Annotated in this window: 13 protein-coding genes; all 13 read right to left on the bottom strand. The window is 50.3% G+C overall.

Features of this window, described 5'->3' with window-relative positions:
- Positions 1-131 precede the first annotated feature (131 nt).
- Positions 132-4631, bottom strand: a complete 4500-nt coding sequence (locus WFK81_RS11970; protein WP_336786654.1) for an S-layer homology domain-containing protein — start codon at positions 4629-4631, stop codon at positions 132-134.
- Positions 4632-4655: 24 nt separating this feature from the next.
- Positions 4656-7352 carry a carbohydrate binding domain-containing protein gene (locus WFK81_RS11975; protein ID WP_336786655.1) on the bottom strand — a complete coding sequence of 899 codons (2697 nt, stop codon included), beginning with the start codon at positions 7350-7352 and terminating at the stop codon, positions 4656-4658.
- Positions 7353-7686: 334 nt separating this feature from the next.
- Complete coding sequence (locus tag WFK81_RS11980; protein WP_336786656.1) at positions 7687-7899, bottom strand: hypothetical protein; 213 nt, start codon at positions 7897-7899, stop codon at positions 7687-7689.
- Positions 7880-8515 carry a hypothetical protein gene (locus WFK81_RS11985; protein ID WP_336786657.1) on the bottom strand — a complete coding sequence of 212 codons (636 nt, stop codon included), beginning with the start codon at positions 8513-8515 and terminating at the stop codon, positions 7880-7882. The genes WFK81_RS11980 and WFK81_RS11985 overlap by 20 nt, the downstream gene beginning before the upstream one ends.
- A 147-nt stretch (positions 8516-8662) precedes the next feature.
- Positions 8663-10447 (bottom strand): ABC transporter substrate-binding protein, encoded by a 1785-nt coding sequence (locus WFK81_RS11990; protein ID WP_336786658.1) that lies wholly within the window; start codon positions 10445-10447, stop codon positions 8663-8665.
- A 229-nt stretch (positions 10448-10676) separates the two neighbouring features.
- Positions 10677-11480, bottom strand: a complete 804-nt coding sequence (locus WFK81_RS11995) for a sugar phosphate isomerase/epimerase family protein (protein WP_336786659.1) — start codon at positions 11478-11480, stop codon at positions 10677-10679.
- Positions 11477-12556, bottom strand: coding sequence for a Gfo/Idh/MocA family protein (locus WFK81_RS12000; protein ID WP_336786660.1), 1080 nt, complete (start codon positions 12554-12556; stop codon positions 11477-11479). The genes WFK81_RS11995 and WFK81_RS12000 overlap by 4 nt, the downstream gene beginning before the upstream one ends.
- A gap of 24 nt (positions 12557-12580) precedes the next feature.
- Complete coding sequence (locus WFK81_RS12005) at positions 12581-13465, bottom strand: carbohydrate ABC transporter permease (protein WP_336786661.1); 885 nt, start codon at positions 13463-13465, stop codon at positions 12581-12583.
- 15 nt (positions 13466-13480) lie between these two features.
- On the bottom strand, positions 13481-14374 hold the full coding sequence (locus tag WFK81_RS12010) for an ABC transporter permease (protein ID WP_336786662.1): 894 nt from the start codon (positions 14372-14374) through the stop codon (positions 13481-13483).
- 213 nt (positions 14375-14587) lie between these two features.
- On the bottom strand, positions 14588-15946 hold the full coding sequence (locus WFK81_RS12015; RefSeq protein ID WP_336786663.1) for a response regulator transcription factor: 1359 nt from the start codon (positions 15944-15946) through the stop codon (positions 14588-14590).
- Entirely contained in the window at positions 15943-17649 is a 1707-nt protein-coding gene (locus WFK81_RS12020; RefSeq protein WP_336787311.1) for a cache domain-containing sensor histidine kinase, read from the bottom strand. The genes WFK81_RS12015 and WFK81_RS12020 overlap by 4 nt, the downstream gene beginning before the upstream one ends.
- Before the next feature lie 122 nt (positions 17650-17771).
- Positions 17772-19460, bottom strand: coding sequence for an amylo-alpha-1,6-glucosidase (locus tag WFK81_RS12025; protein ID WP_336786664.1), 1689 nt, complete (start codon positions 19458-19460; stop codon positions 17772-17774).
- Positions 19461-19547: 87 nt separating this feature from the next.
- A complete protein-coding gene (locus WFK81_RS12030) occupies positions 19548-20843 on the bottom strand; it encodes a glycosyl hydrolase family 28 protein (protein ID WP_336786665.1) in 1296 nt (431 codons plus the stop codon).
- Positions 20844-20846 lie beyond the last annotated feature (3 nt).

Below are 20846 nucleotides of genomic sequence, written 5' to 3' on the forward strand. Positions count from 1 at the left end.
TAGACCCGCATCTTTAAAGCGTTTTCAAAATAATTAATTATCACCTCTAGTTGTTTGCTGCCGTGTATTAACGGAACGAATACGCTTATCGCAAGCCTATTCGTTCCACCTTTTCCCGCTGAAAAAACAGATTAGTCAGCGGCTTGCAAAATACGATAAATCAGCACGGCCGCTTCAGCGCGCGTTGCGCTTTCGCCTGGCATAAAGCTTCCGTTTCCGCAGCCTTTTAATAATCCCGCTCCGCTTAATTGATGAACGGCTTCCTTGGCATAAGAGGAGATGGAAGCCTCATCGGCATACCCGGCTGCCGGACTGCCGGTACTTGGCTTCAAATCAAAGGCATTAGCCGCATTCCAGATCATAGCAGCCATCTCTTCCCTGGTAATCGTACGGTTCACGCCAAAGCTGCCGTCCGTATAACCTTTCACCATTCCCAGCTTCTCGGCAGAGGCCACTTCATGCTCATACCAAGCCCCCTGCTTCACGTCTGTAAAGGAAGACACGGCACTCGGCTGCTGCAAATCAAAAGTACGGATCAGCATCGTGATAAATTCAGCTCGGGTGACCTTGTTCTGAGGGGAGAAATGTCCCTCTTGCACGCCATTGACAATTTGTCGTGCGGCCAATCCGTTGATCGCCTCTTGTGCCCATTTGACCGAGCCTACATCCGTAAAGGATGGCGATGATGACGTGATGGCATATTGGCTGAAATGCGGCGGATAAAAGACCAGCATGCCGGACAGGCCGTCATAACGCGAGTTTTTCACCGGCTCCAATTTGCCGCCTTCGCCTACATAAGAAGCAATAGTCGTGCCCGGTTTTTGACCGGACTGCAGGCTGTAAGGAATTTCGACTTTCACAGGATGATAACCGTTAAACGTATGAACGGCTGTTCCGTCTACCAACAGGTTGAAGACATAGACAAGCTTGCCTGCGCTGTCCGAAGCGGCAATCTTGCTGACTTGCAGCTTAATCGTCTGATCATCGGCATGAAGTCCGGCAATTGCTTCTGTCGACAACGTCAACGTAAAGAATGGCGTTACAATTCCAATCCGGTTAATCCCCTGCTTCTTGGCTTCCAATACGGATGCAGCCGGAATATCAAGATCTAGCGAATCGAACTTCCCCGTTGAGGCAGCTATCTCTATAGAGATAGCATCCATCTTGTCTTTCAAAGCACCTTGGATAGCATCACTTATGGTTTGCGCCTTAAGATGCAAGGCGGCATTCGTTCCGTTTATGCTCGGAACTGCTTGAATTATCGCGCCTTTCACGGTTGGATCGGACGCGCTTGAAGGAGTCGTTGTTCCTGTCCCGGATGGCGCTTCCGTATCCGCCGCTAACGTTCGTAATTGAACAGGTCCAAGCGGTTCGGAAGCTGTACCTTCCCCATCCACTGCAACAATGCGATACGTATATTCCGTGTTCGGATCAAGACCCGTAACCGTGAACTGACGCACGGCATTCCCGTCAACGGTTGCGATTGGAGCCGCTACGCCGTCTTGATAAACCTCGTAACGCGAGACGCCGAAATCATCGGCTGCATTCGCCCAGTACAACTTCACGCTAGTATCTCCGCGTTCCGTATAATAGAGCTTCGCGGTCTTCGGCCAAGTAGGCGCCGCTGTATCCGGGATCGTCGATATCGCAGGTTGGCTGGCAGATTGGCCGTTATCCCAGACATATACTTTCACGATATGGCCGTCTACGGCTTCCGGCAGTTTTAATTCCGCTCCAAGAACAGCCTTGCCGTCTGCTTTCAAGCTTGCCGTTGTCTTGACCAGCTTGACGGGATTCGCTTGACCATCCTCGAGCGCAGCAACCAGATTCACTTGCTGCTCAATGCCGGTGTTGTTCTGAACGGACGTCTCTACCTTAATGGTCTGACCGCCGGCAAGAGCGGTAAGCGGTTGCCCGGATCCGTTCTTGTAGCTGATGCCGGTCACCTCGGTCAACTCACGTACACTGAAATCCTGCGGTGACGAGTATTGCACTCGGCCCTGACTATCCGTTGCTTTGGCAACCATGTAATAGTCTCCCGGCGTAACGCTATCTATTTGCAACGAATATGGAGCCGTTGTATCTTCGCCCAGCTTCTTATCGCCTTCAAAAAATTCAACCTTAGAGATCGAGCTTCCGGATGCCGCGGCTGCATCTGCCTGAATGGCAACGCTAGCCCCTGCCTTGTAGACTCGTCCGGCTTGAACCGCATTTGGCAGCTCATCATCGGACTGAATGCCGGAAATGCTTACTTCCGGTAGTCCGGCAGGCTGGCCGTACACGAATCCGCGGCCTTCAAGCGACAAATATACGCGGTCCTTATAACGCATGTCGGCTTCGATGCTGTTCGCCACGCCAAAGGAATGGCGGTTATCCGTGATTTTCTGCCAGCTCTTCGCATTGTCCTTGGATACATACACGCCGGAAGTGCTGTCGCCGTTCGCGATACCGTACAGGTAAATATAAGGCTGGTCGGGACTGTCGCCTTTGCCGAAAGCAACGTCTACGGCTGCTTGAACGTTAGGTACTTCCATAAAGTCGGACATCGAAGCATCCGTGGAGCGGTACAGCTTCGAATATTTGCCCGCGTGGTCATCGCCGAAATCTCCTTGCTTGGAGGCCAGGAATACATCCCCTTCCTTGGCTGGGTTAACTTTGACCTTCACGAATGGAAGAGCCGCAAAGTTTACCTTATGCTCCGGATTGATTGCGGTGTAATCCTCATCGCCTTGCGCCTCGTAGCCGGTATACGTCTTCTTCCACGTCTTGCCGCTGTCCTCGCTCATATAAAATTGCGCAATCTTTGAATCCTTTTCCGTGAACATATAGAATTTGCTGCCATTCACTTTGTCGGATGCCAGATTCTGCGTGGAGCTCCACCAGTAGCTGTTACGCTCATACAGATGGCCAAATACCTGACTTTCAATCCCGCTCGCATCCTTCCACGTCCTCCCGCCATCCTCGCTGTACTTCATATAGCCGTTATAAGGAGACCAGATCAGACGACTCGGCGTTGTGGAAGACATAGCAATCATTCCGCCCGTAGTCTCCATGGTTGACGGAATGGCGGATTCCTCCCAATGACGTCCGCCGTCATGCGTTGTCCCGTAGAAATGGAACGGCGCACCGTTCCAGAGCGCGAACTGATGATAGCCCATATAAGCCATTTCGTTCGGATTCTGGTAGCTGTAATCAAGCCCCGACATCTGGGTCAAATTAATGCCCCACATCGGCGGGCCGTCGTATTTCTGGCCCATCAGTCTCGTGTCAGGCACCGTATTGCGATCCCGTACCGAGAAGCCCGCGGAGTCGGCCGACCCGACATGCACGTCGAAGCCGCCCGCAAGCGGCGGTACCTTGGCGATATAGCCTACCAGCTCCTCGATGCCGTGCATATTGGCATCGGCAATTGGCGTATCGGTGTTGATTCCCCGGATTTTCAAGATGCCAAAGCCCGTTGAAGTCCATGCAATCGTAGGATCGATCGGATCGACTACAAGCGGCGCGCGCTCATGGTTCGACCACCATTCCGGATAATACTCCGGTTCGATTCCTTTGCGCTCCTGCTTAAGACTCCAGGTCAGGCCCTCATCCGAGCTCACGTACATCCAGGCATTGCCCGCATCGGAATCACCGGCCTGCGCGTAGATAAGCGAAGCGTTGGACGGATCGATATCGATCCCTACAACCGTCTTCTGCACGATTTCGCCGTGATCATTGGAGTCAAACACCTTGGCAAGCGCCGAGTCTGTGCGCTCCGCGCGCAGAATCGTTTGTCCGCTTGTTACAAACAAGGTACCGTTCTCATTCACCGCGGCGCGGAAGAAATGATTGAACTCGCTGCCCGTTGTGCCGCCGAGCTTCGCGAAGCTTGCGCCGCCGTCAGTCGTTTTATAGACGCCGTCCTCATAGACGCCGACATAAAATATTTTCGTATCCCCCGATGCCGTCGTACCCGAATTCTTATCGAAGGCAACAAACGAAAACCCGCCGCAGCCCGCTTTATCCTGACAGGTTGGCGTATTCGGGAGACCGCCGGTCAACTTGGACCAAGCAGCATTGCCTTTCTTCGTCCATAATCCGTCTGCGCGCGAGGCGAAGTACAGACTGCCGGAACGGTTCGGGTCAACCACAAGCCTCTCTCCCGTCTCGGAGCGAAGCGCATCGTTTCCTCCCATGTAAATATCTTTAGCTCCCATGCCGGTAGCTGCCCACGTCTCGCCGCGATTATGGGAGGCATAGATTTCTCCGCCTTCGCTATAAGAACCGTTAACGGCCATATAAACATCATCAGCAGCACCCGGATCAATTGCTATGCTCTCTACGGCGTAGCCATGGCGATTATCCAAGCTGAGCCAGTCCGATAAGGGTTCCCAGCGGTCTTCCTCGCGCACGTAACGGTATACGCCGCCAACGTCCGTCTTTGCATACATCAGATACGGAGCCGTCTTCTGCGCGACAAGACCGGTAACCCAGCCCATTCCCTGAAGATTAACGCTGTTCCATTCCCAGGGCTGCACCGTCTCTTCGGCCGGCGAGGCTTGAATGCTTGGCGTTGCTATAAAACTAAAACCCTGGATGAGCAAAACAAACGCAAACACGGTGCTGAGCCATTTCCTGTTTCTTCTCATGGTAGTTCCCTCCATCCTTTCCCGTTAAGACACATCAGCCGCAATAACCGGGGAATAAGCAGCCGATTGCTCGGGATTAATTGCGTAAGCATAAATGCGGTATCCGGCTGCATTGCCCGGAATGATAAATCCGGCATGAATAATGGAAGATTCGGATACGGAAGCTTCCGACCGTACCGTTGACCGGTCCAAAACCTCGCCTGAAGCGTCGCGTAATTCTATTACATAGGTCGTTAGAAGAGTCGTAAACGATTCGTTGACGAATTGAACAGACGCTTCTTTAAAACCGACTCCCGGGTATGGAAGCTCCGTCTCACCATCGGCAACCTTGATCCAATCAACCGCCACCGATTCCGACGGTTCCGGCAGCGGGACGACGGCATCGGAAGTGAGAAGCTGGACATGATCGAGATAGCCGGTCCAGTTCGCCGACGAATCTCCGTTAATCGTCCAGGTTATCGACGTTATCTGCGGAGCATTGACGTCAGCCCCTGGCGTAAAGGTTACTTCGTATTGACCGGGAGCTTCATCAGTCCCGATTACGGCGGACTTGATCAAATCCTCGCCTTCGTTCCCGGAGATCTTCACGTTTACATCGGCCGGCTTATTCCCTCTCATGGAAAACCGCAGCGTATAGCTTTGTCCAAGAGCCACATCAGCGCCATCCAGCTTTACAACAGCCGGACCTTTGCCAGCTTCGATGCCGATTTTTCCGCGCCCGTGATCATTAGACAATTCAGCGCCGCTTCCCGATACGGACCAATGTTCTAAACCGTTATTGAAATCGCCATTCCTGACATGATTGTTCACGAACGGAAGCGGCTGCAATCTTACGTCATCGATTAAGGTCGTTGTAGCCGTGGACCAGAAGATATGTCCGATAGACATGCGGTCAATCTTGTCCACATCCCCGAGGAACGGAATGTTCTGCTGCTTCAATTCGCCGTTTAAGTAAATATCATAGGTATGCGTAGGAACGTGAACGATCAGTTTATAATCGCGCCATTCGCTCGTATTGAAATCGCCATCCACGATCCGGTGCCCCGGAGCTTCCGTACTGTCAAAGTTTTCGCCGGCCATATTGAAGCGCAGACCCCAAGCCTCAACAAGCGACAAGGCATCCCGGCCGGATGCGCTGTCCCATAGACGGACGATCGATACGGCTCCTTGGTCCGTGTTTTTCATGCGGTATTCAAAAGTAAAGTTTCCCGTCTGCGGGTCAAACGATTTCGTAAGACCGTTAGGGGAGTTTTGCAGGTCATGCTTCACCTTCAGCAGCTTGCCTCCATCCTGCGAAACGACCTCATAAGTACCTTCGTCGGGATTGCTGCCATTCTTGGTCCAGCCTTCCGGAAGTCCACCAACCTCCGTTGTCTCAAAGCTCTCGTTAATCGCCGCAGGCTGAACGAGCCGGAGGTGTACGATATAGAGGTTCGTTCCTTCACTATCGGATACGGTAATAACCGCTTGTCCAGGCAATCCTTCAGCTTGTTCAATCGTTACCCGATTGCCTTCTTGCGCCGTTGCCGTGACTGCCGGTACGGCCGTGGTTCCGACTGGAAGATCATAATAATAAGTGTGAGTATCGGGATAAAAATCAGGAATAGCCGTACCGTCAACTTTAAGCCCGGTTAAGGAGTGCGGTGAAGCTGGAGTTTCAGGAACCTCTCCAGAACTCCCGTCCGAAACCTCGCTCAATGTGAAATCATCCAGGTAGACCTGGTCGGCGCCTTCGCTCCAGATGGATACGAACTGCGTCCCCCATTCTCGGGCCATGTCATCCGGTGTCTCAAACGTTATCTCCTTGTAAGTGAATTCCGTGTTCTCGGGGCCAAACTGGAAGGAACCGTAAGTCTGGGAAGAAGCATCCCCTGGCTTCTTGTAATTGATCATGACCGTTGCCGTTTGCGTGCCTTCCCCCGTCCCCGCTGTTTTGCCCCATACGCCAAGTTTGTAGGACTTCCCTGGTTGAAGAGTGACTACTTGACGGCCTCCATTGTTCAGCATCACTTTCAGACTGGCGCCGCCCATATGCGTGGCATCGCTTGCAGCCGTGAAGCCTTCCCCCCATGCCTGCCAATTATTTATACCATCCTCGAAGCCAGGATTAAGCAGCAGGGTATTAGCCGGTGGCTTCGGAGTAGTGCCGCCGCTGTTTCCATCTCCGGGTTCTTCGCCTCCCGGCGCTCCACTTGTGGTCGGACGGATGGAGATTTGTTTTAAGGAAAAGGCCGTCATATCGCCGCCGAACGGAATTTGCAGCGTAGCGCTTTCCAAATCCTCTGCAGGCGTAAAGGTCACCGAGTAGTGCTTCTCCTGTCCGAGCGTCAGCGTCTGCTGTGACAGAACAACCGTATTGCCGTCGCTTCCCGCCGCCCGGAGCCATACTTCGATTACCCGCTCCGCCGGAGCTTTCGCATCAAAGGAAAACGTATATTCTACGTCCTTGGAAAGAGCGCCTGTTGTTTGTCCTAACGATTGCGCCCACCTATCGTCATTTATTAATGGCGTAAAGGTGGACCATCCGTCTGTTGTCTCAAAAGATGTCTTCCCCGTATCCAGCCACCATTCCGAAAGCCCTTGCGAGAAATCCCCGTTATGGATGATCTCTCCGTTTTCTTGAGCCATAGCTTTGTTGGAAACGCTTCCTAAACATTGAACGAATAGTGCTGAAGTTACGATAAGCATGATAAAAAACGTTCTCTTCTTACGTCTTGCCACGCGTTCCTCCCCCTTCTTGGTCATCAACGTTCAACTTTCTCTGTAAGCGGTTGCAAAATGATGCAATTACGACTTCCCCACTCCTTTTTTTGGATATTTTCCTTTCGTGTAAGAGTGTATACGATGCGGCTGAAAAATAGAGTGAGAGAAGAGAATGATCGGGGTAGGAAGGAATGCCGGAGCTTGGCCGGAGCGTTTGCTTTGGATGCCATCGAATCAGCGTTCTTTCCCACTACATGAATCCCATTCTCTTACCAGGCTGCAGGCCGCGTATAGAAAAGACACCTCCAAACAATGCAATGAAGGTGTCCTAACTGTTCCTGCTATTTTGTTTTTATTTACCCCGTTGTTCTTCCAGCCATAGAATCGAGGTTACGCCGCGCGGATAATACCGGCTTCCTTTTACGAGTCCCGCATGAGTCTGGTCGCTCCATGCCCAATAGGCATTCTGCGCATCCTTGAGCCATGAGGCATGAGCGTAATCGGCTGCTCTTTGCTGCTCTGGCTGATGGACTCCAAGCACCTCTCTAGCGACATACTGATTCAAATAGATTTTGCTGGACCAAGAGTTGATGCTTGTCGACGATAACCGCCACCCGCCCCGCAAAAAGACATACGCCGGGGACAAGGACTTTCTCCAAATGCTCCTTCAAGGCGCTTATATAACCCGCATACGGGCTTTCCTTGCCATAAACATCAAACAAACCTGCTGCGTACGGATAAACAAGCCCTTCAATGGCAGGAATGATGCGGGATACGCTCTCCCCATCCAATATCGCCGGTATCGTACCGTCCTCCTCCACCCCTGACATCACCGTTGACGCACAGCGGGCAGCCTGCTCTGCCGCTTGGCAGGCAAGCTCTGTCTCCCCTTCGCGCTCAAACCATTCCGCCAGCATCACATAGACCGCCCAGCATTTGCTCGCGATATAGATATTCCGACGGGATTGTCCAAGCGAGACATCCAGGCTGTCATAGGTCGTAATTTCCGCGCCGCCATTTGTCCTGCTGCTCTCCATATCCATTATCCCGTCTCTTTGTCCGGCATTATGATGATCCCGGTTCAGCATGCTGGAGAAGCAGCTCTTGATGATCACCATTTTATCCGCCAGCCATGAGCGGTCTTGTGGTCTTGTGTCTTCTCCGCATAGACAAGCGCGCATAACAGCCAGTTACTCCACCTTCGTACAATAATAATTCCTATTATAAGTAGGTACGGATTCCGGAAGAGAGGGACAACTGATTGCGCAAGGTAGCAAAAAAAGACGCAAACCCTCTGTAGCCGGCTTGCGTCTTTGTCGACACGTTGCTTATTTTCTCTTATCCACTTCAGCTTGAATCTCTTGCGTAATCTTGTCGCCGCCTTGCGCTTTCCATTGCGATACGAAGGTATCGAACGTATCAAGCGGCTGCGAGCCCAAAATAATTTTCAGGTACGTTTGTTTCTGCAGGGATTGCAAGTCTGCCCATGATTTCGTCATCGTTTCGGTTTGACCGCCATATACGTTTGGAGTCACAACGATGTTTTTCTCATTGTCGGTTACAACCTTCATCGCGTTATTGTAAGCGAGGTAACCGATCCGATTGGCAATCGCCGTGTTCAGTTCCTCTTCCGTAGGCTTGCCCTTCAAGATGTTCTCGAGCGGATTGCTGATCTCCGCCTGAAGCTGCTTCAGACCGTCAACTTCCGTAGGCAGAAGAATGCTCTCATCGGCTTTGCCCGCCAGAATATCGTTATATTTCTTCTGTTGGTTATAAATCAGCGCAGGATCATTAACGCTCAAATCCACGTATTGCGCATGCGCTGCAACCGATACCGTGCCTGCTTTTTGATATTCTTCGCTAACCGGAACCAGTTCAGGGATCGTTTTGTCTTGGAATTCGGTCGACAAATTGATCAATTGAATGAGAAGCTCTGGATGCGCAAAGCCTTTTTTCACAACCATGTAGCCGCCTGGGCTTGGGTTCGAACCAACATTCAATTTGCCATCGGAACTAAGCAGTGCATAAGCCTTCCAATCCGCGTTCGGATTATTGTGAATCGTATTGCCGAGCGGGTAATAAGGAGCATACCAAGCTTCGAACACCATGCCCGCACGGCCGGAGCTTACGTCTTCCGTTGTTTTGCCGCCGTCTTTCAGACCGTATTCCTTGTCGAGCGAGCCTTCTTTGTACATATCGCGCAATACGGAAAGAGCGGCTTTTGCCTCCGGTTGGATACCGCCATATTTCACGGTACCGTCTTCTCCTTGCATCCAGGTTGCCGGGAAAGCATTCATTGCCCAATAGATCGCATCAAGCGTATGAAGGTCGAATTGGGAGCTGTACATGCTGTTGCTTTGCGCCACGAGACCCAACGTATCGTTCTTGCCGTTGCCATCCGGATCCTGGGTTGTGAACGCTTTCGAGATGGTGCGGATATCATCGATGGTCTTCGGCTCGGGCAGGTTCAGCTTCTTGCGCCAGTCTTCGCGCACCCATACGAGCATTGGCTGTTCTTTTTCCATCCCGTAAGGGATGGCCATCATTTTACCGCCAAAGTATACGGTATCAAACGCGTATTTATTCGCTGCATAGCGGTCCTTCACTTTCTGTGAGGCGTATTTCTCGAAGTAAGGCGTCAAGTCTTCAATCATATCGCCCTGAACCAACGTATTTAACATGCTGACGGTTGTCTGTCCTTCAAGCGGGAAAATATCCGGAATGCGGTTGCTCGCAATGTCCAGCGACAGCTTCTTCGCGTATTGATCGCCATCGGAAGGCGCTGTCCACAGCAGCTTTCCTTTGACGTTTAAGGTTTTCTCCACATAATCCTGAAAAGCGTTTTTCTCATAGCTTTGGCCTGCCGGAAACTTTGGATCCTGATTAATGCTTTTGATTGCCGTGTAATTCACAACGTCCTTGTATGGTGCCATCGGATTAAAAGCCGCATCCGGGCTTGGACTTGCGCTGGCCTCCGCACTCGCGCTTGCGGTTGCGTCTGCGGTGTTTGAATTTTTTGCAGCGTTTTCATTCGAGTTGTTGGAGCAGGCTGCCATGGAGAACATCAAGCAAGATGCAAAAATAACGGATAATGCTTTTTTGCTGCGCTTCATTTCTTATTTCCCCCTTATTAAATGTCTTTCAAACAAGTTCATTGTACCAATCCATAGGGAAATAGCCGTCAGAATACTGGACGCAGCTTGGTAGAGAAAAGGCGGATGTTCTTCTGTTTAATGTAAGCATTTTCATTCATTCTTCCACCCAAATCGCTCAAAATTCCTGTCCTACTAAGATTATCGGGGAAAAACGTCAACCGTCAACAAAAAAATGACCCCTGAATAATCAGAGGTCGCCGTTAAGCAGCTTCTTTACATAGACTAAGCTTTCCCTTACTTCATCCGAAGGATCATGATCCATCGGTTCGTGCTCAATGGTAAGCGCGCCTTGATAGTTTATAGCTTTAAGCTCGCTTATCACATCCGCGACCGGAACGATGCCTTGCCCTAGCGCACAGGAATCATGTGATCCCGCTGCTACGACATCCTTGAGATGAACGTGGACAAGATGTTCCTTCAGCTCTTGTACGGCTCGAACGGGGTCGAATCCTTGCGTGGCGAACCAGCCCGTATCTAGCGTCGAGCCTATCCAAGGGACGAAGCCGTCAATCTGGCTTAGTACTTCCTGCGCATTTTTCTCCGGATGATTCTCGATACCGTATTTGATGCGAAACTGTCTGCCTAGTTCAAAGATGGCTGAGGCATTCGATGGGTGAAAACCATTGGCTAGCACGGGTGCGCCAATCGCTTTGGCTGTCTCGTAGATCTTCTTTATTTCGTCCTTCCCGGTATGCGGCGTGCGGAAGGACGGCGTATAGGAAACAACTTGCAGCTCGTAACGCTCCAGCATGCTTACAGCCGTACGAATCATTTCCGGCGTGGCTTGAACGGGATCAAGATGGGCCACCCATAGCTCCAACGCATCAAAGCCTAATTGCTTGATTCGATCCACCAGCCGTTCGAATTCATAGCCGAATGAAGCGCTGTGAAACTTGCGGAAGGTCTCCTCCTGGTATGCTCCCCATTCTAGGCCGGGACGATATTGAAGAGCTTCAGCCACATAGTTGGCTGTCATGAATGCCAGCTTCATTCTTCTAGTCCTCCCATGTCTACTTCGACAAGCTTGCCTTCGCGGGCGGACTCATATATAGCTTCAATTATCGCCATGTTTACGAAACCGCTGTAAGCATTTGTGACAGGCTCTGCCTTCTGCTGAATGCAATCGGTAAAATGGCGAATCATGAGCGAACGCGGATCTTCTGCCGCTGACGAAGAAGTAATGTCAATGTCGCCCGTACGATTGAATTGTTCCAAAAGAAATTTGCCGGTATCGCCTTGAATGGCTGCCCCTCCCTCAGAGCCCATCAGATGAAGGAACGAACCATTATTCTCAGCGATGGTATGGGCTGCCCAGCTCACTTCAAGCTGCAGGGTAGCGCCGTTATCGAAACGGATCATGGCAGATGCCAGATCCTCTACATCAAAGCTGCCATTCCAATTCGGCGTTCCCCAAGTACCGATTCCTTTCTTCTTCCCGCCAAATTCGGAATAAGCGGCCGCGAAGACGGATACCGGCTTCGGGCTGCCCATCAAGTAGATGGCGAGGTCCAGCATATGAACGCCAACATCGATCAGCGGCCCGCCCCCCGACAGCTTCTGCTGGGTGAACCAGGAGCCCCAGCCCGGTATGTTTTTTCTGCGGAACCATCCCGTTTTTGCGTAATAGATCTGACCAAGCGCTCCTTTTGCCGCCTGCTCCTTAATCGCCAAGGAAACAGCATCCCAGCGTAGTTGATGCGGGATCATAACCACTTTGCCGGATTCCTTCTGTGCTCTTACGATGTTTCTTGCGCTCTTCAGATCAATGGCCAGCGGCTTCTCGATCAGGACGTGTTTTCCTTCCTTCAGAGCCTGAATGACCAATGCTTCATGAAAGAGATTGGGTACCGCGATAACAACCGCATCGATCTGCTTGTCTTGCAGCAAGGCGTCGATACTCTCGTGCACGGTCGGAATATCGAATTGTTCTGCCACTTGACGGGCTGCCGCAAGCTGCACGTCCGCAATAGCCGCAACCTCGGTATCTTGCTGCTGCTGGAAGTATGATGCATGTACTTTGCCGATTGTGCCGGCTCCTATAATACCGACTTTCAATTTTTGATTCATCCTAATTTCTCCTCTATCGTATATCTACTCTTTGACGGAACCCATCATAATGCCGTGAATGAAATAGCGCTGCAAAAACGGATAAATCGCAATAATCGGAACGAGAGACAAAATGATTTTTGCTGCGTTCAGCGTCTTGTTGGATACTAGGCTTGCTTCGATAATTTCCTGGCTCGTCATGCGGGACGGGTCAATCTGGATAAAGATCGACTGCAGGTACGTTTGAAGCGGCATCATTGCTGGATCTCGGATAAAGAGCAAGCCGTTCAAATATTCATTCCATGTCCCCACGATGGTAAACAGGGAAACGGTTGCAAGCACCGGCATCGATAAGGGCAGAAAAATCCGGAACAGCATTTGCCAAGGATTCGCCCCGTCAATACCGGCTGATTCCTCCAATTCTTTAGGAATGCTCCTGAAGAAGTTGATGACAAGAATCGTATTGTAGACATTAACGATCCCCGGCAAGACGAGCGCGGCCATCTTGTCGAACAATCCCAGATCATTCACGATCATATAGAAAGGAACAAGACCTCCGCTGAACAGCATGCAGAAGATAAGGAGCCACATAAAAGGATTACGCAATGGAAATTGTCTCGGATCACGCGATAACGGGAACGCGAGCAGCAGCGTTACAAGGAAGCTCCCGGCCGTTGTATAGACAACCCGTTGAACCGAAACCCAAGCCGCTTTGAAAAACGCTGCGTCCTTGAAAATGCTTACATAGGATTGAAACGTGATGTCCCTTGGAAAGATGGAGACTAGTCCCGCTTCCGCCTTGGCCTGCGCGCTCAGCGAGACGGATAACGTATGAAGCATAGGCGCAATGGATAACAGCATAATGAGAAGCATAAGCAAATAGACCATATAATCAAAGCCCGATTTCTTCTTCCGAATTGAGGCGATCATTGGTTGTCCCTCCCTCTAAAAGATGCGATAGCCCGCAAATTTCGATGCCAGTTTGTACGCCGTGGCAATTAAGAGCAAGCTGATGACTGACTTAAACAAACCGACCGCAGTACCTAATTCGTAATTGACCTGTTCAAAGCCGATGCGGTAGACGTACGTATCGATGATATCGCCTGTAGGCTCTACAACCGGGTTATACAAGTTAAATACTTGGTCAAATCCGGCATTCAGTACGCCTTGAAGGCTTAATGTCGCGAGCAGAATGACGGTTGTCGTAATGCCTGGAAGACTGATATACCTGATTTTCTGTATGCGGGTAGCCCCATCGATATCCGCGGCTTCGTAAAGAGACGGATTAATATTGGTTAGCGCAGCCAAATAAACGATGGCCGAGAAACCGAACTCTTTCCACACGTCGGTCACGACAAGGATCGGACGGAACCACGAATTGCTGCCGAGGAACAGAATGGGATCGTGTACGCCAAGATGGCCGAGAATTACATTGATCAAACCGTTGGAACCCAAAATATCTTTAATGATCCCCGCGATAATAACCCAGGATAGAAAATGCGGGAGATAAACAATCGTCTGCACCACTCGCTTGAAGAACATTTGTCTCACTTCGTTCAGGAAGAGAGCGAATACGACGGGAACGATCAGGCCCGTTACCATCTTGGAAACGGAAATAATCAAGGTGTTGCGAATCGCTTGCCAGCTTGCCTGGTTATGGAACATATAGCTGAAGTTTTCAAAACCGACTAAAGGAGAATGCCACATTCCTTTACCCGGATTAAAATGTTGAAACGCCATAATAATGCCGAACATGGGCGCAATGCTGAATAAGCCAAGCAAAGCCAGTCCGGGAATCAGCATGAGCAAATAGTGATAACTGTTTTTGGATAATGGCATGAATCCCCCTCATTTCCCTGTCATTTTTAGAAAAGGGCGCTAACTGCCGTTCGCGCCCTTTTCTTCTCTTATTTTAACAAGCGAGCCCGAAATTCTACTCGTAGTTATGGTCGGGGTCCGGTAGATAACAGATTGCAGTTTAGTTGCAAAATCATGCTTGCCCGCGAACTCTTCGTTCATTTTTCCTACTGCGTTCACTCATTTTTCTATCGATCATTTGCGGTACTTCTCCCGGTATTCCTTTGGAAGCAAATAACGATGCTGCTTGAATACCTTGCTGAAATATTTCTCGTCCTGGAAACCGGACTGCTCGGCGACGGAATAAATATAATCATTGGTTGCGACAAGAAGCTCCTCCGCTTTGCGGATTCGCATTTCCGTTAACAGCTCGTGGAACGACATGCCTGCAATCGGACGGAAGCATTGGCCGAAATAGCTTCGGCTTAGGGCTACTCTTTGCGCGACATTTTCCTGATTCAGGTTTTCCGACAATTCGTCATGGATGAGCAGAATCGCTTTATAAATGCCGATTGCCGTCTCTTCCGGGAAATTGCGCTGCTGCAGGTATAGTCTCAATTCGATTAAGCTCTGCAGCAGCTCATGCCAGTTCCGCTGCTCCATCACTGATTTATTCTCGTCAAGCCCCCCAGGAGCGCCGTTAATAGCGGACAACGCTTTCAGGAACTTGCCTACTTTATCGCTAACGTACGTTGAATTTGGTTCTGTTTCCTCCACCAGCTGAATCCAGGTCTGAAACAATCCGGTGTCGAATATCCAATGCAAGGAATGAAACAATCGGTCAATCTTCTCAAGCTGCTCCGTTCCTTTCAAGGAACGGTTAACCACGGGTTGGAATCGCACCGGAGAAGGAAGATCTCTCCGAAAACGGTAAAAGACGCTTTCCTTCACTTGCGCAACCCATTCCTTGGTGGTCATGAAATCCTTCTCCGGGGCCGATTCGCATACGACGGGAATCCAGCTTTCGTACAACTGTTCATCCTCCCAAAACTTATGAAGCGGCTTTACGTCGTAAAAACCGTAGTCGGCAATCCGGAAGCAGCCTTGTTCAATCGGAATAATCGTTGGCGAGACCGGCCAAGGAATAGCGTCCGGCCTCCCGTTTGCTCTCGTGGGCACAAGAATAAGCTCTGGGCATGAAGCCTTCTGAACAACCGCCAGCTGCCGGTGCCTGGTTCCATCGCTGATCCGCTTCTCGATTCTGGCGAGCGCTTCTTCCATCTTGCCTTCTTCAATTTGCGTCTTGACTAGGTAATCGATGGCTCCGGCATGCATGGCATCCACCACATAACCGAAATCCTGATGGCAGGTAAGCACGACAATCCAGATATGGGGATACTGCTGTTGGACCTCCTTCATTAGTTCAAAGCCCGACATTTTGGGCATGGTCAAATCCGTAATCAGTACATCAATAGGCTGCGCGGACAGCTGTTCCAGCGCTTTTTGCCCGTTCTCTGCTTCTCCGACAATATCAAATCCGTATTCCTTCCACGGGACCGTCAGGATCAGTCCTTTTCTCACAAAATGCTCGTCGTCTACGATTAATGTCTTCATTGCACAGCCTCCTTGTCCAGAATGGGAAGACGTATTCTTATCCTAGTCCCTTTGCCAAGCTCGCTGGATATTTCGAACTGATGCTCCTCGCCGAAATATTCCCGAATCATATGATTGACGAATTTTAGGCCAATTCCCATGCCGCTCTTCCGCTTCTCGTTATCCGAGTATAGGAGTCTTTGGATCGTTTCGGGATCCATTCCCTGCCCGTTATCTTCCACTTCAATAATGAAGTACGCTTCGTTTTCCTTGAACACGCGAACCGTTATTTGCCCGTTATCATCGGTAAAAGCATGATACATCGCATTTTCAACCAAGGGCTGAATCAGGAACCGTATAATCGGCAGCTCCTCCGTATCCGCTTCAATCTCGAAGAGCACATGGAAGTGGTGATTGTAACGAATCTTCTGCAACGCTACGTAATCCTTCAGAGCGGATATTTCCTCGCGCAGATGGACGATCTCCCCTTCTTTCCCCAGGTTATAGTGCAAAATCCTGGAGAATATAGAGACCAGATTGACGATTTCCTCCTGTTTATGCATTCTTGCGATCCATTGTATGGTGTTCAGCGTGTTATGAATGAAATGCGGATTGATTTGATACTTCAGCTTCTGTACTTCCAGCTTTCGTTTATTCTTCTCCTTCTCTTCCACCTCGACGATAAGATCCCGGATCCGCGTCCTCATCAGATAGAATCGGTCCACGACTTCGTCGAATTCGATAATATTCATCGGAACATAAGGACGGTCGAACTGAAGATCGGTCGTCTGTTTAATCTCTTCCTTGAGCAGACTCAGCTTCTGGTTAATGAACCTCCAGGTCATCCAGGCAAGCAGCAGGGAAATGATTAATGATCCGATTGCAATGGCCCCATAGCGGATGGACCAGGATATAATCTCGTCAGACAAATCTCTCTTGTTTACCACCGCAACGATGGACCAGTTGCCTTCGCCGCGCTCGACAAACAGTTTTTTCCCTTTATCGTTAATTACCTGGCTTTGCGAGCCGGATAATGACATTTCGGAGTTAATCGGATATGAATCGGTCAAATCGCTGTATAAAATTTTATTCGATGAATCGAGAATAAGGTAATTCACGTTAAAGCCAAAGGCGTCTTTCGGGAATAGATCCTGAAAGACTTTGAAGTTGGTTTCGATATAGACATAGGTTTTGGGCAGGTTCTTGTTGCCCGTCATTTCCTGAACAATCGAGAACACAATATTGTCGCTGTACAAATAAATACTCGGATGAGGCCCTTGGTACAAGGTTAGCGGATCCGTAAACAGGGTTGGATACTGCATGGGATCTACGTTTTTCTTAAGCAGCATCGTCTGGAACAGATTCATCTGCTGCTCCGGGATAAAATAATACATCGGGCCAAGGCCTTGGTTCGCATAGCTGATTAACATCAGCCGCGATTCAATATCGCTCTGGATTTCAGACTTCAGGTTGTTCGGGATGGTCGGATTCATATATTGCTCCAGACGCTTGCCAATATCCCCGTCTAAGGTAAGCTGCCTGGATGCATAGCCCAGATTATCAAGGGAAGATTGTATCGAATGCTCAATCTCCTTCATCCGGCTCTGTACGCCTTTCTCGATGTTATTTTGAAGAATGGAATAAATCGAGTAATAGGATATGCTGCCGATCAGAAGAATCGGGATTAGAAGATTAAGCGTCATGACGCTGCCTAATTTAAACATCAATGTATTGGTTCGTACAATTCTCGCTAATCCTTTTACCATCCTGATCCCCCGCTGCTCTGTATAGGAAAAGGACGCCCCCGCTGGCGGAAGACATCCCATATTTGCGTTACCTCTATAAGTTATACATATTTGCTGCCAAGCATCAAGAAAATGCTCGACGTCCACGTGATTCCCGGATCGCGCAAAGCCCGTCCGGTCTTGGCATGGAAGTTCTCGGCCATCCCGCTCTTCGCGACCAGATTGCAGAACCTTCCCGCAAGATCCTTGGAAAATGCCTCTTCGCCTAGTTCTCGCAAAGCATGGGACAATAGGAACATAGGAGGTGCCCAGATCGGTCCTCTCCAGTATCCGTCCTCTTCGAACGAGCTGCTGTCCAGACGCTCGCTTGCGAGTCCATACTCGGTAAGGAAAGCTCCTTCGACTTTGAGCTCTTCTATCATACGGTCCCGGAGCTCCTTGGGCAATTTCTCGCCGAGCAATAAAGGGAGATACAGAATTAACGATTTGCTCTCCACAAACTCATGATTGCCGGCGCGTCTAGCCTTAAGCCTGCCGTCATGGACAAAATGCTCGAGCATGTTGCCCAGCAGCTTCTGCGACCTGGCTTTCCAGCTGCTTGCTTCGGCTAGCATACCAAGCTTTCTCGCGATGATCTCAAGCGTGTCCATTTGAAGAATCAAATAAGTTGCGAGATCGGGACTTTCAAGCGGCATGCCATCCGCAAAGATGGTGCTGTTATCCCATCCGCAGTCGTTACCGTTATGATATTCCGGCATGCCGTCCTTGTCGCTGTCCCTGTGATTGAACCACCATTCCGTCCATTTTACGAGCGATGGATAAGCTTCAAGCAGATGGTCGTTCGTCACCCAATCCGTTTGCTCCATCATCCATCTCAGCGCGAAGCCATGGATTGGAGGCTTTACATAACCCCTTACCAGGTAGTTGTCCGTGATCGTATCCGGTAAAGCCCCGAACCGGTCCTGGTGATCAAAAACAAGCATCCACTGATGCCAAGCCAGCTCCGGATCCTGCTTCGCAACCGCCATCGCATGGAAGCAATGGTCCCAGCTCCAGATGCCGCACATGCCGCTCTTGGAAGCATACATCGTTGGCCGCGTAATATTCTCGTAAGGCCGAACCTGTACCATCCAGTTTAAATAGACGGCCAGCTGCCTCGCTTCCGAATAACGTTCGGGGAGCTGAAGCGAAGCTTGTTCATACGCCGCGAACTTATCCGCTGCTGCCTGCAGGCTGTCTTGAAAGGAGGAGTACGTTCGTTCCTTCCAAGTAATACTATCCCGGTACAGTTCCAGAATGCCTTCAGCCGTTTCGGAATCTGCTGCTGGTGTAAAGTCGATGTTGACGTAATCCGCATTATCGCCGTTCCAGCTCGTATTGACGAGCAAATCTCCCGAAACGGAGGTCAGCCGGATATGCTCGCGCGAACCGTCCGAATTCACTTCGCATTGCTTCTCCCCGTAAGGAACGACATGAGAAGCTTTCATAAATTCAAACCGGACGGTTGCCCGCTCCGCTCGAACCTGGAAGGTTATCGGGTCCTCGAAGCAAATAACGGCGCTGCCAAATTCCGACCGCAAGGTGATGCTTGCGGCGGACGCTTCTTCCGCGAACGGAACGGGCTTCCCCTCATGAAGCAGTACCAGTCTTGCCACCCGCTGCCGATAAACGTCCTTATGAAGAGATCTTATATAAAGGCCTTCCGGCTCATCTTCGTAGGTCCCCATCCGATTAATGGCGAAATAAGAGCCGGGATAACTAAAAGGTATTTTGGATACATCTACCCGCATAAACGAGATGCCCTCCTAATGTAAGTATAAAAAGCCAATTTCCCGATACGGTAGGAAAATCGTTCGAAAAAGGTGGATAATCGGCTGTTATTTAAACCAGATGTCTTTTGCTTCTTTCACGAAGAGGTCAAGCTCGTTGCCATTCATGATTTTGAAACCGCCTAGCTTGAAGTTGTCGAAGGTGACGCGCTCAACAAGATGGTCGGCGTCGTATCCGCCTATCACGGAGATGGAATACCCCGGGTTGTACACCGACGAGGTCACTTCAATATCCTTCAGCAAGATATCTTGGATATGTCCTCTTTCTTTATCGGTGTTATACATGGAGCGCATGACCCGGAAGTCGATCAGCTTATCGTAATAATGCTCGATGCGGATATTCTCGAATACAATATCCCGCACGGTTGCCCTATCGCCTACATGAATGCTGAGCGCCGCGCCGTAACCGTTAACGGAGACGATATCGATGTCGTGAAATTTAACCTCTCTTACTTCGTCAATCGTCAACTCATGGCCGATTTCAATCGCGTTGCCTGATGGTCCGTTGACGAAGACGCAGGAGCGTACTTCAATGCCATGCACGTCTTTAGCCGCATACAGCATGGGACTGTCCGGATTCTCCGACCAGTCAAACGCTTTAATAACCACGCAGTCATCATTGTTGCGGAGAATGCAGTTCTCGATTAAGACATGCTGGCAGCCGACAATATCAATCCCGTCGGAGCTGACTACCTCGCCAATCTGCTTGATTCGGTCGATATGCACGTGACGGCAGTTCGCCAGCATAATCATCCAGCATGGCGGTTCAACCATAATAATGTCCTGAATTTTCACGTTGGAGCAGTCATACAGCAGGATTGTCCGGTAATCTCTCGTGCCGCGGAAATAAGAGCCGTCCAACACGCCATTGCCGTAGATTTTAATATTCGACGCGCCGCTTGCGCGGACGCTGCCTTTGACTACGGCACCGCCTTCAATATAGATGGATTCATTGTCGCGAAGGACAAGCTCGCCAACCTCATAGACCTGTCCGCCCTTGAAGTAAAACGTCGCTTTGCCGTCATACGCCTGCTCCTCATTTCCATAGAAGAACAAGGGCAGCGAGATACCTTCAATCTTTAGATGAAGATACCGATTGTCAGTCAACGTAAAACGCGCGGTATTGCCCGAGATTTCCACCGGAATATTCAGCTTTAGAGGGCTTATCGCCACGGAACGGATCGGCGAAGCTGCCTCGATCTCGACTACGGCAGAACCGGAATAGGAAGCCGGAGCGAAATAAGCAACGTTTGTGCGAAGCACATCCACCTCTCGGCCGTTTACTTTAACCGTCACCTCTTGGGCGCGCGGATAAGACTTCGGGTAATGATGATGAATATTCATAGG

Source organism: Paenibacillus sp. MMO-177 (genome assembly GCF_037147795.1).
In the GTDB taxonomy this organism is placed as follows: Bacteria; Bacillota; Bacilli; order Paenibacillales; family Paenibacillaceae; genus Pristimantibacillus.